Origin of the sequence: Bradyrhizobium sp. CCBAU 51627, assembly GCF_028128765.1 — a bacterium.
GTDB lineage: Bacteria > Pseudomonadota > Alphaproteobacteria > Rhizobiales > Xanthobacteraceae > Bradyrhizobium.
Genome location: NZ_LBJG01000011.1, coordinates 81,432 through 98,080 on the forward strand (window position 1 = coordinate 81,432; position 16,649 = coordinate 98,080).

General features: G+C 57.3%; 13 protein-coding genes. 8 read left to right on the top strand and 5 right to left on the bottom strand.

Features of this window, described 5'->3' with window-relative positions; all coding sequences use genetic code 11:
• Positions 1 to 408 precede the first annotated feature (408 nt).
• Positions 409 to 885 (top strand): Lrp/AsnC family transcriptional regulator, encoded by a 477-nt coding sequence (locus XH88_RS06595; protein ID WP_271614601.1) that lies wholly within the window; start codon positions 409 to 411, stop codon positions 883 to 885.
• 386 nt (positions 886 to 1,271) lie between these two features.
• On the top strand, positions 1,272 to 2,111 hold the full coding sequence (locus XH88_RS06600; protein WP_271614602.1) for a Crp/Fnr family transcriptional regulator: 840 nt from the start codon (positions 1,272 to 1,274) through the stop codon (positions 2,109 to 2,111).
• Between the two features lie 806 nt (positions 2,112 to 2,917).
• Here the strand turns inward: XH88_RS06600 and XH88_RS06605 are convergent.
• Positions 2,918 to 3,130 (bottom strand): response regulator transcription factor, encoded by a 213-nt coding sequence (locus tag XH88_RS06605; RefSeq protein WP_271614603.1) that lies wholly within the window; start codon positions 3,128 to 3,130, stop codon positions 2,918 to 2,920.
• A gap of 594 nt (positions 3,131 to 3,724) precedes the next feature.
• Here XH88_RS06605 and aepX point away from each other — a divergent pair.
• The 4 genes from aepX (at position 3,725) to XH88_RS06625 (ending at position 7,720) form a co-directional block, all read left to right on the top strand.
• Positions 3,725 to 4,597, top strand: a complete 873-nt coding sequence (gene aepX, locus XH88_RS06610) for a phosphoenolpyruvate mutase (protein ID WP_271614632.1) — start codon at positions 3,725 to 3,727, stop codon at positions 4,595 to 4,597.
• 360 nt (positions 4,598 to 4,957) lie between these two features.
• Positions 4,958 to 5,761 carry a phosphocholine cytidylyltransferase family protein gene (locus XH88_RS06615; protein WP_271614604.1) on the top strand — a complete coding sequence of 268 codons (804 nt, stop codon included), beginning with the start codon at positions 4,958 to 4,960 and terminating at the stop codon, positions 5,759 to 5,761.
• A 7-nt stretch (positions 5,762 to 5,768) separates the two neighbouring features.
• On the top strand, positions 5,769 to 6,374 hold the full coding sequence (locus XH88_RS06620) for a CDP-alcohol phosphatidyltransferase family protein (protein WP_271614605.1): 606 nt from the start codon (positions 5,769 to 5,771) through the stop codon (positions 6,372 to 6,374).
• A 236-nt stretch (positions 6,375 to 6,610) separates the two neighbouring features.
• Positions 6,611 to 7,720, top strand: a complete 1,110-nt coding sequence (locus XH88_RS06625) for a pyridoxal phosphate-dependent aminotransferase (RefSeq protein ID WP_271614606.1) — start codon at positions 6,611 to 6,613, stop codon at positions 7,718 to 7,720.
• A 168-nt stretch (positions 7,721 to 7,888) separates the two neighbouring features.
• Here XH88_RS06625 and XH88_RS06630 read toward each other — a convergent pair whose 3' ends face one another.
• Together XH88_RS06630 and XH88_RS06635 are read right to left on the bottom strand one after the other, a co-directional pair.
• Entirely contained in the window at positions 7,889 to 8,500 is a 612-nt protein-coding gene (locus XH88_RS06630) for a hypothetical protein (protein WP_271614607.1), read from the bottom strand.
• 35 nt (positions 8,501 to 8,535) lie between these two features.
• On the bottom strand, positions 8,536 to 9,921 hold the full coding sequence (locus XH88_RS06635; protein WP_271614608.1) for an ATP-binding protein: 1,386 nt from the start codon (positions 9,919 to 9,921) through the stop codon (positions 8,536 to 8,538).
• Between the two features lie 115 nt (positions 9,922 to 10,036).
• On the opposite strand from XH88_RS06635, the gene XH88_RS06640 reads away from it, so the two are divergent.
• Together XH88_RS06640 and XH88_RS06650 are read left to right on the top strand one after the other, a co-directional pair.
• Positions 10,037 to 10,957 carry a recombinase family protein gene (locus XH88_RS06640; protein WP_333909236.1) on the top strand — a complete coding sequence of 307 codons (921 nt, stop codon included), beginning with the start codon at positions 10,037 to 10,039 and terminating at the stop codon, positions 10,955 to 10,957.
• A 686-nt stretch (positions 10,958 to 11,643) separates the two neighbouring features.
• Positions 11,644 to 12,102, top strand: coding sequence for a hypothetical protein (locus XH88_RS06650; protein WP_271614609.1), 459 nt, complete (start codon positions 11,644 to 11,646; stop codon positions 12,100 to 12,102).
• Between the two features lie 492 nt (positions 12,103 to 12,594).
• On the opposite strand, the gene XH88_RS06655 is transcribed toward XH88_RS06650, so the two are convergent.
• Together XH88_RS06655 and XH88_RS06660 are read right to left on the bottom strand one after the other, a co-directional pair.
• Complete coding sequence (locus XH88_RS06655; RefSeq protein WP_271614610.1) at positions 12,595 to 14,097, bottom strand: alkaline phosphatase family protein; 1,503 nt, start codon at positions 14,095 to 14,097, stop codon at positions 12,595 to 12,597.
• Positions 14,098 to 15,085: 988 nt separating this feature from the next.
• Positions 15,086 to 16,504: an MATE family efflux transporter gene (locus XH88_RS06660; protein WP_271614611.1), complete on the bottom strand. Its 1,419-nt coding sequence runs from the start codon at positions 16,502 to 16,504 to the stop codon at positions 15,086 to 15,088.
• Positions 16,505 to 16,649 lie beyond the last annotated feature (145 nt).

Genomic DNA, 16,649 nt, shown 5'->3' on the forward strand with positions numbered 1-16,649 from the left:
ATGCACCATCGCAGTCATGATTTCATGTTGCGGCTGTTATCGAGCTGGAAGACGAAGTCGCCCCAAAGGTTCGCCTCTCAGAGGCAAAACGGCGCCATGGCGCGCGCTCGTCAGGGGCGAGTAGCTGGATGGCCTCAATCAAGATGCAGTTTCCGCACGAATTTATCACGCGGCATGGCCCGATTGCGTTTGGGTTTCGCTTTGGTTCATATCTTTGTCGAAAACGAAGGCCCAGATCTCATCCGAAAGGCCGGCTTTGCGGCTTCGCTGCCAATGGCAACGCTCCTTTCCCTACCTTGATAAAGTTGGGCCTTTGTCACGGAAGATTTCGTCGTATTTTTCACCTTGAGGATTTCCTGCACGGAGCGGTGATCTCGCGGCGGAATTCGTCTCAGGCGGGAGGTGATTATGCAGTACGATCGGATAGATGCCCGGATCCTCGAGATCGTGCAAAAGAATAACCGTCTGACTTCAGACGTGATTGGCGAGATGGCCGGGCTTTCTGCTACCGCGTGCCAACGACGGCTGAAGAGGCTCCGCTCGGAGGGCATCATCCAGGCCGACGTGTCGGTTGTATCGCCAAGGGCGGTCGGACGACCTATTCAAGTGCTTGCACTGGTAACCTTGGAGCGGGAAAGTGCCGACATCATCGATAGATTCAAGAAGGCCATCAAATCGTCAATTGACGTCGTCAACGGCTTTTACGTCACGGGCGATGCCGACTTCGTCCTGTACATTACTGCGCGGTCCATGGAGGAGTACGAGGAGTTCACGCGGCGCTTCTTCTACGAAAATCGCGATATCAAGGGCTTCAAGAGCATGGTCATATTGGATCGCGTAAAGGTTGGATTTGCTGTTCCTGTTGAGCTTCCCCCAGACGATTGACTGCAACGATGCGGGCGATCGTGTCGCGCCCTCAATCGAGGTGTTGACCTGGCCGTTCCACTCTTTTACGGCTTCTTGGGATTTCAGTTAGCGATAGAGAAGAGGTGCACGTAGAATCCGGTTATACGGCGATGCCGTGGACGCAATCAATCGCACCGCTAATGGCAAGTGCAAGAGCAGGAATGTGGCACGTTGAGTCCGAGCCAGCGCGAGCGCCTCCATTCGCTTGGTCGAAATTCGTCGAAGATGAGCCTCTCAACGCGGGATTTTGGCGCCCTTGAGCTACTCGTTGCATCAATCAAGATGAAAACGTTGCTATAGTCGTAATCATGTTCTCGTTACGGTCAGGCGCAGGCGAGCAAAGGCCTCCTGCCGGGAGAGGGACCATGATCGATCGCGTGCCCGCCGTCCTCGAAGTGCTTGACTGTTCTCAAGATAGAGCTGTCAGGCAGCTGCCTGGCCCACGACCGCAGCCTGTTCGTTCTCTTCCGGTGCGTCCTGCAAAACGGCCCTTTGTGAAGAACGAAATCTTGGCGCGTCTTTCTATCCAACAGCTCGCGGCAATAGGGGAGTGTCTCGAGACGGTCGTCTTGAAAGAACGGATGGTTCTGCAAGAGCCAAAAAAGCCGGTCGAGCACGTTTACTTCGTAGAGAGCGGCCTCGTCTCGCTCCGAGTTGTTGCCGCGGAAAGTATGCTCGAAACGGCAGTCATAGGCTATCGGGGCGCAGTCGGCACCTCCTTCTTGTGGGGAGGACATCTTTCAACGCATCAATCTGTCGTCGTCTTTCCCGGAAGCGCGCACAGAATTCGCCTCGAGGATCTTCGTCGGATCATGAAAGTGCATCCCGAGATCAGAGACCATCTGTTCGAGTACGTGCAAGCGCTGACATTTCAGTGCGTCCAGACAGGATTGTGCGGGGTACGGCACCATCGTGAACAGCGCCTCGCGAGCTGGATTTGCCTTGCTGGTGACGCTATTGACTCCAGCGTGCTGCCAGTCACCCACGATTACCTGTCCTCGGTGCTGGGACTGCGCCGCGCGGGGGTGACCGAAACTTTGATCCGCTTCGAGGAGCAAGGCCTGATTCGCAAGATGCGGGGCGTCTTGCAGATCGATGAGCACAAATTACTCGAAGATAAAGCATGCTGTTGCTACAAGCTCGTCTCAGCTGCCTATGCTCCCTCCTTATCAGTCCGCGCTCTCGGTGAAGAACAGCCGAGCTAGCAACTCGCCACTGGCGTTCTGCGTCCTTCGGGTGCTTGTGACCGCGAAGTTGAGATAATTCGCCCCGAGAAGGTCACACCGTCACCAATCAATCGCTCCCCTTCCGCCGTGTAGCGGGCGGTGGGTAACCGGTCGTCGGCGATACCTGGCTGGTCAGCTTGCGGTGGTCGCAACGCTGACGCGTCGTCGTTTAGCCGCGCGATGCGTCCGGCCATTAGCGGGCGGCCGGACGATGAAATACAAGTCAAGGTTGATCATCAACGCAAGATCCTGATGCCTTGGCCCAACGAGTTCGGCCGTTGCCGACCACCCGAGGCCTGTCGTATCTTGTATATTGATCATGACATTTTCCACGGCGCAGCCCGCCAGCCAGCTTCGTCAATTGGGTGCCCGGCGCATGGATGATGTCCCTTCCGAAAATTCCTGCCAGCCAAGACAAGGCCCGGCGAGTCATCTCACGCTCAGAATTCCGATTGTCGCCTACGCCACCGCGACCCGCAGCGTTACGTTCCATCGATGTCACCGACCAATTCTCGAAATTGATCACAACGTTGACACTGCGCTCCGACCGGCAGTCAAGCTTTCAAGAGCGTTATGCGTCGATGATCTCACCTCGCCCAGTGGTCTGCGGCCCCCAAAGTGACGATCGGCGACCAAATAAAAGCACGCCCTATTCATAGTAACAGCGCCTGTATTACGGCTATACAGCTGCGGTCGCGTAATTCGCTTCGCATTACGCCGGAGCAACCCACAGTCGCCCCTTACATTTCGCTAGATCTGCATCAGCGGCAACGGAATGGCGGCCGTTAGTCAATAAGACGCAAACGCCGCGCCTTGAGGACGCATTGGATACGGGTGGTCGTTTCCAGTTTTCGCATTGCGTTTTTGACATGAAAGTTGACGGTGTTCTCGCTCACTTTCAGGATGACTCCGATGGCCCAGGATGACTTCCCCTCCTCGACCCATCGTAAACACTGTCTTTCCCGTGCCGACAAAACAATCTCTTGCACATCCGCCATGAGTTTCTCCTGGAGCAGAGAGGACGTGGAACGAGATCAGCAAATGCCATACCACTCAGTGGCATCGCAAACTCTCGCGGCAGGACATGATCTTGGGAGATTGCCGGTTCACTTTTCCGGAGACTGCCACCCAGCGGCAGCCCTATCGAGGGATTGCGACATTATGTCGAAAACGCAACAGCAGTAACTACGACAACCGTAGCAGTCGATATTTGCTCAACATCTGTGTGAGCTGGATATCATCTTTTGGCCAGGCGTCCTCCCGCAAGGGGTGAATGCTCTGTGAAGGGGCCGTAGCACCCGCTTGAGCCGAGATCCTTCATTTGCACCAAAGCTTTCCTTTCCAACGTGTCCGCTCGGATCCACCCATCACAACAGCCCCGCGTTCGGTGCCCATCCTATGGCGATCATGCAAGCTTTTACGCCCCAATCAACTACCAATGCTGGTCATTGATCGACATCACAACAAATAGGTATGAGCAGTGCGGTCTGCGCCAGTCGAAGGCCGGCATCCAGGACTTCTGTATGAAGTATCAACCACAATCCGCTCGGCCCAACGCAGGTCATGAATGCACTCGGCCGTCGCCTGTCGAAATGCTTCGTGCCCAGGTCTGCTCGAATGGCGAGCTCTCGTTTCTGATGGAGGCGCATGACGGCCTGTCCGCTACAATCGCCCAGCGCTCAGGATTCAAGGGGCTCTGGGCGTCCGGTCTGTCGATTGCGTGTTCTCTAGGTTACCGCGACGCGAACGAAGCATCGTGGAGCCAGCTTGTCGACGCCGTTGAGCGGATCGTGGATTCAGGCCCACTTCCTGTCCTGGTTGACGGCGACGGCGGCTTCGGGAATTTCAACAATGCTCGCCTGCTGGCGCGCAAGCTCCTCCAGCGCGGCGCCGCCGGCGTCGCACTGGAGGACAGCTGTTTTCCGAAGATGAACTCGTTTGTTGGGGATCGGCACCCCCTCGCCGACATCGACGAATTCTCGGGCCGCCTCCGTGCAGTGAAGGATACGGTCGCAGACGACTTGGTTCTGGTGGCAAGGATCGAGGCGTTGATTGCTGGGTATGAGATGGACGAAGCACTGTTGCGCGCTCACGCCTACGCCGACGCGGGAGCCGATGCGATCCTCATTCATTCGCGAAGGAGCACTGCGGACGAAATCCTTTCGTTCGCGCGCGCTTGGCAGAACAGATTACCCGTCGTGATCGTTCCGACGAAATACTACCGAACGCCGATCTCTGTATACCGCAAAGCCCGCATCTCCACGGTGATCTGGGCCAACCACTCCATGCGAGCGGCAATAGCGGCAATGCGGCAAGTTTGCCGTCGCATCCTCGCTGAGGAAAACACCGCGAGCGTTGAGCCGAATATCGCTACTCTCGACGAAGTCTTCGAACTTTTGAAGTACGACGAACTCGCCCGTGCGGAAGCGTTATATCTGCGGCCCGACGCTGAATTGCGCAAATAGGGTTTCGTCGACACAGGAGCATATTCGTTGCCGAAGACCTACCGTCCTCGATTTCCTGCTAGCTGGCCAGGTGCGACTTCAATCTCAAATGGCTTTCGTTGTATCGAGATGTCCTTAGATGGCGTAGCACGCCTCACTCGGCCGAAATACGCATTTTGCCATCTGGGCAGCAGTTCGAGGTACCGGATCCATGGCCTCCCTCCTCTTTGGAAAAGGACCGACGAGGACCATTTGTCTGCCTTCACCCTTGGAGTTGATTTTCAAGGCTCCGGCAGGGTTGATTTCGCTTCAGCAAGCATACGTTGCGGCCGAAGACATTCGTCGGTGTTTCACCTTAGCGGAGCGACGAAAAGGAACTAAATGGTGACTGATGCTCCCAAGAACGCCGTTATTCTCGCCGCTGGCTGCGGCTCTCGCCTGCGTCCTTTGACAGATTTGCGGCCGAAGCCGCTCATCGAGGTCAACGGCACTTCGATTCTTCACAACGCGCTTCGCAATCTGGAAACTGTCGGCGTGGAGGAGGTGACGATCGTCGTGGGTTACCGCAAAGACGCCATTCAGTATGCCTGCGGCAGCCGCTTTGGTGGGCTCAGAATCAAATATGTCGAGTCGACTGTTTTTGACCGCACCGGAAGCGCCTATTCTTTGTGGCTGGCGCGCGACGCTCTTCTCTCCGGAGACTGCTTTCTTCTCGAGGGCGACGTCTTTTTCGAAGAGGATGCGTTGCGATATTTGATTATCTGCCGTGGGACTGACGTGGCTGCAGTCGTTCCCTTCGATGATTCCATGGAAGGATCGGCCGTTCTGTTGTCGCACAACGGATTCATCTCAGGCTTTCGAATGAAGCAAACGGCGTCAAATCTTGTTGCGGATGGCCCAAAGCTGTTCAAGACGATGAACCTATTACGTCTCTCGGCGCCGACACTCAAGGCAGCGATCGTTCCGACGCTGGACGATATCATCGCTGCCGGGGCTAGGCAGACCTACACCGAAGAACTTTTGGGTTATCTGATAGAAAGACGAGGTTTACAGCTCGCCGCGGCGCGATGCGATGGCCTCAACTGGTACGAAATTGACAATGCTGAGGATTTGCAAATTGCCGAGCGGATTTTCAGGAACCGAATGAACGCCTATACGCCGACACGCGATTTGCAGACTAGGTGAGAGTCCAATGTTAAAATACCTTTGGGATCCAGCGAACGCCATAACAATCACAGGTCTCCTCTTTTCCTGCACCAGCCTATTTCTGGCTCTCTCTGAGCGCCTTGAGCTATCTGTGGCAGTAGCGCTTTGGGCTGTTCTATCGGACCACCTCGATGGGTTTGTGGCAGGTCGTACGAAGGGTCGCGATCCAGATGTTGCAAAGATGGGAGCGAGCCTCGACGGGTTTGCCGATATTGTCTATGGAGCCGTTCTGCCTGCGGTAATTGTGGTACAACTCAGCCAAGCCTCGGCGCTCGCCCTTGCGACCGCAACCACGCTACTCGTTGCTGGTGCAATAAGGCTTAGCTACTTTGCGAACTTTGGCCGGTCGTGCGATGGATGCTTCTTAGGCGTCCCCTTGTCTTACGACGTGCCGTTCCTGGCGCTCTTATTTCTTCTTAAGCCTCTCATTCCTGCTGAAGCATTTGCTGACGTCGTGAGCATTGGCTTCTTGCTGCTCGCCATGGCGCATGTCGCGCCTGTTCGTGTGCCCCCACTCAGCGCAATAATGTATGCGGCAATAAGCATCTTCGCAGTCGCATCATCGGTGGCTTTGGCCAGTCGGTCCCTTTGATTGCGGATGCAAGTATGATCCAGCGAGTGAGCTGCTGCGTGTTGCAGGCTTCCCTACCGTGTAGGTGGCGTAATGACGTGTAGTCTCGCCAATCGCAATGTACGCGCACCAGTCTTATTCCCGCGCAGATTTCGCGAATCGGCGCTGCCAGATGGTTGTTCGCCGTGAGCTAGTCGAGATAACGCGATCGTTCTAGAATTTTCGTCAGGCCTGAAACGCTTCAGCTAGTCGCAAACATGAACAGCACTGCACAATACAACGTACCGCTTAGGTCGGGCGACGTCTCTGACCTCGTCAACCGATTCCCCGGCGGCTATTGGAAATATGACATCAAGGACTTCGTCCTTCTGGTGAATCCTTATTTTCCGCCGCAAGCGTTCCTCGACGAACTTAAGGAAGCTCTACCGCGGCTTATCGCCTGCTATCCCTCTCCTAATGTGCAGATGCTTCAGCTTCTTGCGGATGTGGTGAAGATTCCGGCGCATAATCTTGTCATTTGCAATGGCGTGGCTGAACTGATTCCCATCCTTCTTGGTCGACTGGGTATGAGGATTGCGGTCCCGGTCCCAACCTTCAATCCCTATGAAACCACAGCCTTGCCCGGGCGGTTGTCGCGCTTTATCCTGCCACCGCCACATTTTGAACTCGATGTGCACTGTTATGCAGCGTTTGCCCGCGCAAATTGTGTCGACGCCGCGGTCGTGATATCGCCGAATAATCCAACTTCGCGGATCGTTCCCTATGAGGATTTGCTGTATCTCGCTTCCGCGCTTCGAGATCAACAGCAACTCCTATTGATCGATGAGTCATTCATCGAGTTTAGTGAAGTCGGACGAAGTGCGAGCCTGGAAAATCACTTGATCGAATTTCCCAATGTGATCGTTCTCAAAAGCCTGGGAAAGATTTACGGGACATGCGGTTTGCGGATCGGGTATGCGGCATCGTCAAATGCACAGACGATGAACGAAATTAGAGCTGCCCTGCCCGCGTGGAATGTGAACACGTTTGCGGAGTTTTTTCTAAGCAAGCTTCCTCACCTGGCGCAGGCGGCGAAGCAGAGCTGGATAAGGGTGGGCAGCGACAGGGACAAATTGTACGCAGACCTGCGCAGCATTGACGGAATGAGAGTTTTGAAGCCCGATGCTAATTTCGTATTCTGCGAACTCCCGCCCCATTTTCCCGATGGGGACGTGATCGCCTCAAAGCTCTTGAAAGAGAGACGGATATTGATTAGGCACAATGGCGGCAAGACGATTCAGAATGGCAAACGATTCTTGCGCATCGCAAGCCGCACTGAAGACGACAATAGGCTTTTGGTGGAAGCGCTGAAAGTCATTTCTGATTAGCGCCCCCCCGGTACCGAGCCTTCGAATTCGCCGGGACAGCTCCCCCAGACTTTCTTTGGCACCGCGCGAAAGGCACAGGCCGCGCGGAGCCGGCCAAGCAAACTCCATTACGCTGATCTTCTATTTGGTCGGTCGAGCGGAATCAAAGAAGGTCAAGGCGCTGCGCAATCACATCGCGGCTCGACGCACGGTCGGCGACCACAATCCTCTGGCGGGGATCGACTGTGTACAGCACGGCGGCTGCTCATGGAGAATGACGGCTTCCAGTCCCAGCAATCCCAGAAAGCGAGCCACCGTTTCTCGGTGTTCACCATCCCGACCGTGGACAAGGAATATTCTGTTGGAAAGCTCGGCAGGCCCTTCTTCTGCATAATCGCTAGATACGTTGGGAGAACTACCCGCAAGGTCCTCGCGACGTTCAATCAACCCTTGGACAGCCTGCTCCAGAAGAGCAATCGAGGACAGACGGCTTCGTTCGAAGTAGGGACGGTGGTCTACCGACGATCCTCGGCCGATCACAATTGGGCCGCCCGACAAAATTGCTGCGGGATGATACCTCTTGTACTCTGATGAGGTGCCACCGAAGACGTCCTCCAAGGTCTGCTCAATCGAAACCTTGATTGCCTGGATCGCTGGCCCTCCCCGCTCATGCATTCCGGACGTGTTCAAGTTCTTGAGGTCCTCTATTCGCTTTTGTAGGCGCGGAATGGCGCGCTCGATTTGCTCAAGGCTTAGCTCTGCGGACTGACGAAACGGTTCGGACGTGGGCCGTTTTGGCATCGGATTTCAAACCCTCTTCGAACTAGCGCCGACACCTACCCGGCGAAGCGCTCTCTTTCCATGTATTCGACAAGCGCGTTCACACGCTTCGGTATCAAAGGATGATCGGGATACAGCTCGATACCCTCCGCCTCTGCCTTCAGGCGCGCATAACCGCGCATCATCTTCTCTGTGTACTCGTACCAGCCTCTACCGTTGCCTGAGAGAATATGGCCGTATTTGTCTTTGCAGAGATTGTAAACGCGGGCCCTAAATTGAGGCTCCGTTAGCGTGCGGCAACGCCAATCACTCGCGGACAGATTGCCTGCTCCCGGCTCCCGGCCATTGGCCTGCATGATGCGGCGATAGGAATCGTACATGTCTCCCGATTTCCGTCGTAGCTCGTGCCCATCAGCGGCGGCCCACAAGATCACTTCAGCGTTCTTCGAATATTTTCGGACCGCGTCATCGTAGCCCTTCCGCAGCTCTTCGCTCGCGGATTGCACCGCAATTGCAGTTCCTGCGCGATAGTGTTCCAGCTTAACAAAGCCGTCCTCTAGCCATTCTTTGTTGGGATCGTTGTACATGGCCCAAAGTATCTTTTCGCAGAGCAAATGCACGAAGTGAGGAAACCCGTCGCTGATCCGTGTAATACGCCAACCCGAGGTGGGGTCAATTTTGACGTCGAGCGCGTCGAGCGCCTTCAGTACGATTAGACCGCAAGAGCTAAGGTCCAGCCTGTCTAGCTTGATTGTATGGAAATAGCGGTAGGTAGACATGTGTGCCGCAAATAGGCTCTCAAGGGTTTCCCCTATGCCGCACATGATGATCTTCAAAGGCAGGTTGTCGACCTCCGCGAGCTTCTTGATCAGCAGGTCTACGTGAATGTGCTCACTCTTGGGCATATGATCGAATTCATCGATGATGATCACCGGGCGTTTGCTGTGTCGCTCCATAGCAAAGCACAGCAGTTCAACAGCATCATTGATGGATTCAGGTTTGGGCAGCTTTCCCTGCTCAACCGTGCTTCGCATCCCAGCCGAAAGGTTGAACTTCCAAAGCCCTACTCCGCCGCTCTTGCTGGTTTCGGTCACCGTCTTGCCTTGCAAAGGGTCGGACGGCAGCGCTTGTTTCAAGATGTCATAGACAAGGCTCGCAAGCGTCCCATCAGGGCTGCATTGCACATAGATTGGGGGCTTGTCCGGCGATTGGATGAGGTTAGCAGCAGTGTAGGCCAAGGACGTTTTGCCAACACCTCGGAAGCCGTGAATGAACACGTGCCTGCCCTTCATGGCCAGCGATTGCCTAACCTCCGTGAGCTGCGTATCGCGCCCCTGAAGAAACTCCGGCGACTTAATGGCGTGTGCGGGCGATAAGACGGCATTAAGCCGCTCCCCAAATTCTTCCAGCGGAAGACCAAAGGCCTCTTTCAAAACCGACATAGGGCAGCCTCTCGAATCACCCCTTTAGAGTACGGCCTCAGCCATGCAATTTCGAATCGCAGGGATCCAAATCAGTAGACTGTCCAAAAAAGAAGCTTTGGAGAGGACCTCGACCATGCCCGCAGCTCCCCTGATCACCTACATCCGTGTCAGCACCTCCGGCCAAGGCCGCTCCGGTTTAGGCATCGAGGCCCAGCGGCAAACGCTCGGCCACTTCGCGTCCTCCGAGGGATACGAAGTGGCCCGCGAGTTGGTTGAGGTGGAGATGGGCAAGGGCTCGGATGCTCTCGACCGTAGGCCGCAGCTGAAGGCCGCCCTGGCCGCCGCGCGCAAGCTCAAGTGTCCTGTAGGTGTGGCCAAGCTCGACCGGCTCAGCCGAGACGTACACTTTATCAGCGGGCTCATGGCTCATAAGGTGCCCTTCGTGGTCGCTGAGCTTGGCCCTGACGTAGACCCGTTCGTGCTCCACCTCTTCGCGGCGCTGGCCGAAAAGGAGCGCGCGCTGATCTCCACGCGCACCCGGCAGGCACTCTCGGCGGCTAAGGCTCGCGGTGTCACCTCGGGCAAACCCCGCAGGAGCGCCGTGGAAGCCGTCAAGGCCGAGGCGGACCGCTATGCAGCCAACGTCCTGCCGATCATTCGCGAGGCTCAGAAGGCCGGCGCAAGCACGCTCAGACAATTGGCGGACGCATTGAATGCACGGGGTATCCCCACGGCCCGCGGTGGCCAATGGCACGCCCAGTCGGTGCGTTGCTGCAACGCCTGCCAAAAGAAGGCATCGCCGACAAAGAACTTTCGGTACTCCTGCATGGTGCGCGTCTCGTTCCCGTTGTGCATCAGACGACGTATGAGGCTCTCCGGGAAGTCAGCCCTATGCTCGCCTCGCGAACGGGCCTCGACACTGCAGAAGAGTCGATGGCGGACGTCGCGGCCAAGCTTGTCGATTTGGTCGCCCTCCCTTATTCCGGCCGGGCCCAGAAGGTTGCGGCGGGTGGCTCTTAATGGGTCCCCTGGTTCAACACTGGAATTCTCGTAGGTCCCATCGGGCCCTCGTGCAGACCGCGCCCGAGCAACTTGACCGCGTGTCCGCTTGACTCTACGTTCTCTCTTCGTTCTATTGGGCGAAATCCCAGGTTCGGACATGCCCACACTCGAATTCGTCCGCTCGGAAATCGAGCGCATGCGCACGCAAATGGGACGGCAGCGCAAGGAAATCCTCCAGCTTCAACGCGCCGGGATCGGTACGGCCTCGGCCGAGGCTCTCTTGTCCCGGATGCAAGCGAAGGTGGACGACCTCTGCGCATAGCGAAATCAGCAAAAGAAGGCAGGACCGCGCGAGCCGCGGGTTCTGGGGGAACGGAAATCGTAATCGAGCGGCCGAGGTATTTCAGCGACATGCAGGACCCGCCGGAATTCTTGAGGTCACTCGACGAAACGAGGCGGCTTTCGACCCGAGGCGGAGTCGGCAAAGTGCGCAAATCCCGGCGAGTTCCACCCGGGAGGTGACGCCTGTTTTGAAGTCCCTGTAACTTAGGCCGAGGGGCCCAGCCGGATTGGCGTCCAAATGGCGCGACCAATTGGCGCTGGTCCTTCTGGCGGTCTGACGCCTCGACGGTCGGCAAAGAACCAATCAGGACTTCTAAGCCGCAGTCCGGCATAGAAGGTGTTGAAACCCTGCTCGGCTATCCCCTAGATTGTGCGACAGAGCGGCAGGACGTTTGGGTGGCGCAAAATCCGAAAGTAGTACTGGAAGAAATCGAGAAGGTGCTTAACAGGGCGCCTGACGCCAAAGTTTTGCGCGAGATCCGCAAAACCCTCGACGAGCCTGCTTTTTTTGCCGTTTTGAGTGAATATCTGAGGGGGGTGAACGCCCCCGACACCAAGGCGCAGATCCTAAGCGCCCTCATCACGATTTCCCGGCACTGTAGCGACAAAAGTGCAGAGAGAAAAAACCAGCTTACCAATATCAGATATGGTATTGGTAGTGGAACTGCATTAGCCGCGTCCGGATTAATCGGCTTGGCCGCTGGAGCACCAATTCTCCTGATTGCCGTCTTTGCAGGTGTCTGGATTGCTGGAATGTCGGTGTCGAAAACCGGCGCCTTAAGCGAGGAAGAACAAATCTACGCGGACATCGCCGGGCGAACTACGAAGATTCGGGAGAAGTTCGATGCTACGTGACTTTCAGTATTACTTCTGGGACGGGTCGGTTACGAGCGTCCTATCGCTCTTTGCGGCTTTCCTCAGTGTAGCAGCGGCAGCATATTCAACTCTTCTCCTCAGAAAGATGACACTCCGTAGTCACGGGCTTGAGAATGAGTTCGAGGCCGAGGTCGGCGCGTGGATGCACGACGCTCGAATTAATTACGCAAAAGAGCAGTCCGGTAATTCCGATAAGAAGTCTCGTAAGTCGCCGACTCGCCCTTCCCCGACGTCCTAATGGCGGCGGCTCGCCCCATATCGTGTTTACGGTGACAGTGCACTCAACTGAGCGCCTCGCCCGGCCAGTCGAATTCTGTGCCGTCCATTGCTGACCTATTTGAGCGGGATGCTACCGGCCCGGCTCTCGTTGTCGCCTGAGCCGGCCCGCGATCGTTCCGCCAAACTAACTATGGGGGCATTCCGGGTCGAGCGGCTATCCCCCTTGATGAGCTTTGCGGATCGACGCTCATTTCATGTGAGGTTACTGGGACAAGCTACGACGTCAGCAGAATCAAGATAAACGACCTCGCCGACCTGCACACGACGAAGATACTGCCGGTATGTGCCGCTGCTGGTCTCGTATATCTTCTCAAGCGTACCAGGCAGCTCCTCTCCATTATGGATAAAGACCTCTGCGAGGGGGCGACCGGTCATCGTTGCCGACCGCGAGAGGCCCAGAAGACCGAGCACTGTCGGCGCAAAATCGCAAATGCTCGAGGGGATTTGTGAGGCGAAGCCGCCTTTGATCAGCGGTCCGGCCAAAATGCCGACCGACGACATCTCCTTGGCATGCAGCCCGCCGTGCACTCCGAAGCCTACAGGCCCATCCGCACTCCAAGTGCGGCCGCTAAGGCCAAATGGATCGAGCCTGTCATCCGACCGAAACGAGAACAGGATGTCCGCCGATCGGGCATGGTCGGCGAACACCAAATGGCGGGCAAAGCTGCCCGGTGCAATGCCATCGACCGCCCCACCCGCGGTGAACACCGGCCCACACCAGGGCCTTTCGATCATCGCCCCGACCGCGCGGCGGATAACGTGTTCCGATGGCTCGGTGAGGTAAATTGCTCCGACCTGCCCAGGTATGACGATGGCATCGATCCCGGCCGCCGGTGTCGGGCCGCAGCACAGCCCCGCAGCCTCAAGCGTCTCGAATAGATCGGCCTGCGCATGCACCGTCACGTGTCCATGATCGGAGGCGGCGATCAGGTGCACGCCTTGGTACAAGCCCTCAGCCTCCCACCAATCGAGTACGCGGCCAAACTGCCGATCGACAAAGCTGATTGCTTCAAGCGTCTTTGGCGCGCCGGTCCCACAATCGTGCGAGGAGATATCGGGCTCGCCGAAGGAGAGGATTGCGACGTCGGGCCGAAGCCGAGGCCAGATGACGTCGAGAAATGCTGAAGTCAGAAAGGCTTGAGAGGCAAGGTCTGGGGTGCCCCTGGGCGGGGGCGCCGGCGTCGGCCCCAGCAGAGTCTCCACATCTCTGAGCATCTCGGCCGAGGTCGCGATGCAAGGGAAGTGACCGGAGAGCGTCACTTGGCCGAATTTTCGAGCCTTATGGTTCAGCAGGCGCGTTGCCCCCGCCGAGTTGGAAGCCAGGACCGCGAAGGTCCTGCCGTTCGCCGCTAGGATCTCGCCAAGTGACGGCACACCTAGTAGATGGCCGCAGCTCGCGGCATCAAGATCCTCGATCATGCGCGCGTCACTCGTGTCGACGGAGCGCGGAATCGACGACTGGCGGTCGAGATATGAGTTTCCAACGATGCCGTGGCGATCCGGCGTCGCGCCCGTGACGAGGCTCGTGAGCGCTATTCGTGTTTCGCTGGGATAGACGGTGCGCTGCCGGGCCAGCACCGCACCGCGGCGCTGAAGCCTGACCAGATTCGGCGTTAGTGACGGCTTGACGAGATCGGGTCGAAGCCCGTCGAACAGCACGATGAGAACCCGATTGCGGTGCGGTCCTTCGAACATGATCGTAAAGCTTTCGTCTAGTGGGAGGTAGCGGATCGGGACCGCCCAGGACTTGGCTGACTCGCCAGCGCCATCGACTTGGAGCCGACGCTGATTGCTAGCGCTAGCGCAATGCGGGTACGGAGCTCCCGACTATGCTGACCAACGCCCGGCCAGCGTGTCGACCGGTCCCGAGCCGGGATTAGCGGCTCGCGAGCGCCAGCAGCTCTCCTCAGCCGTAGGCTGGGCCGAGTTGGATTGGACACCGGCTGCACTGTCAGCAATTTGGTCTGAGCAGGTCGCCTGATGCACATCTCCGGGCGCAGCGCAAAGCCTCTGAATTCATCGCAAGCCCCGAGGACCGCCGAGCCCCGGCGGGACGTTAGGCAGGACATCGAACAAGCCGAGGTAACCTTGGCCTCGCAAGCAGCATTGGCAAATGCCGCGTCCAACCGAACCTGCTCGCCGCCGTAGCCGATCCTGATCAGGTCGCCATCGCGATTGAGCCAGGAATCGTCTCCGATGTGGGTTGTTTCGCGTGGCGGCTTGAGTCCAGCGATGCATCTCGTGTGCTTGGGAGGAATTCCGCAGCTGTGGAGCTTGCAGACACCGGTCGGCCTGTTGAAATTGATATGCCCGACTAACGGTGATCGCATCGACGCCCGGTGGGCGCCGCTGGGCCGCACGATTTGCGGGCTTTGGTCTCGAAGGGAAGGAGCCGTTGAGCCATTCTGCCAATGGTGACAAGTTTGAAAGCCTGCAAGTCGTCAAAGGACACTTGAGGATTTCTACGCGCCCTCAAACGAGCTAACCACTTTGGTTATCGTTTTTTGAAATGAAATGATCAAATAATACGATGCTAGTTGCTATCTCTTCTTATCTATCTTTGCAGTCGCGCCATGAAGCGCAACGTTCAATTTTCAGCCAGTCTTGCGTTCGATCCCGTCGCATCGGCACTGGCAAGCATGTTGGCGTTTGGTCGCCTTTTGGCATCAATGATGCGCACGCATCAGTGAGCGCGGCTTGTCAAGTGGCGGAACCGCAGGACGAGGAGCGCCGCATAGATGGTCGTTCCGATCGACAAGCCAATCCATATACCAATGGCGCCCAGACCGACCTTCAGACCGAGCCAATAGCTGAGGGAAAAACCGATCAGCCACCAAGCAATGGCCGCAAACAGAAGCGGCACCCGCGTGTCCTTCAGTCCGCGCAGGCCGCCTGCCGCAATGCACTGGGCGGCGTCAGCGATAGAGAGGGTTACGCCGACGATGAGGAGCTTTGCAGCAAGCCCGATCGTTTCCTCGGAATCGCGGGCCGATCTGCCCAGGAACATCTCGACGATCTCAAAACGCCCGGCGATCAGCGCGAGGGCTAGCATTGCAGCTATGACAATACCGATCAGCATCGCGGCCAGATTTGCCCGCTTGACGCCTGCGCAGTCGTGGCGGCCGGCTGCATGGCCAACGCGCACGGCTGCGGCCGTGCCGACGCCGAGATAAATCATGAACAGGATCGCGGCGATCTGAACAACGATCTGATGAGCGACTAGTGCACTGGTGCTGATCAAGCCCGCCAGCAGCGACGTGGCCCAAAATAGTCCCGACTCAATCAATGACGCGATGGAGATCGGCGTTCCAATTGCGATGAGCTGCCGCATTGCGCGCCAATCGAAACGCCAGAGTTGCGCAAGCACATGGTAGTCACGGAACGGCTGGCGCAGCGCAGCGAACCACAAACCGGCCAAAAACATGCCGCAGTTCACCAGCGTGGTCGCAAGCCCTGCCCCGAACAGCTCCAGCCGGGGCAGCCCAAGCTTTCCATAGGTCAGCATATAGACCAGCAAGGCATTGAGGGGGATGGCTGATAGCGTAATCCAGAAGACAGGCTGCGGCCGATGGACCGCCCCCATGAAACTGCGGATAGCCAAAAACGCCAGTGCCGGAGCCGCGCTGAAGCCTAATCCGAAGAGGTATTCCTGGGCGAGCCGCGCCACATCTGGGGCCTGGCCTAACGCACGCAGTATTTGCTCTGCTCGCAGCGCCACAGCAATGATCGGGAACGACAGGACCAGGGCCGTCCATAAGCCCATGCGCAGCGTACGCCGTACCGCGGCTAGATTATTCGCCCCAAACGCCTGCGCTGCCAAAGGCGCGATGGCACTTAGTAAGCCCACGCCGAAGGTGACGCTGATGATATAGAACCGGCCTGCCAGCGCTGCCGCGGCGAGAGCCTCAGTGCTGATGCGCCCGATGAAGGCAAGATCGGTCGTCATCATTGCGATCTGCCCAACCTGCGTCAGCACCATTGGCCACGCGAGTTTCGCGGTTTCGCTGAGCTCGACAGCGAAACGATGGATGGCCGTCCGTGCATTCACTTCTGGTCGCGAGATTAATAGCGGCCTTGTCTTGGTTATCTTGTCCATAATCATGCCGCCGTTTGCGTCGGCGAACGACGTGCCGCCTCATTCACGGGTCGCTTTCTGACCGGAATTCGCGGTCAGCCCGCATGCGGGCTCACAGGCAGCCTTGTGCGGCCGCACGTTTGGACGCGAAAACGGATCGCGGCTTGGACGC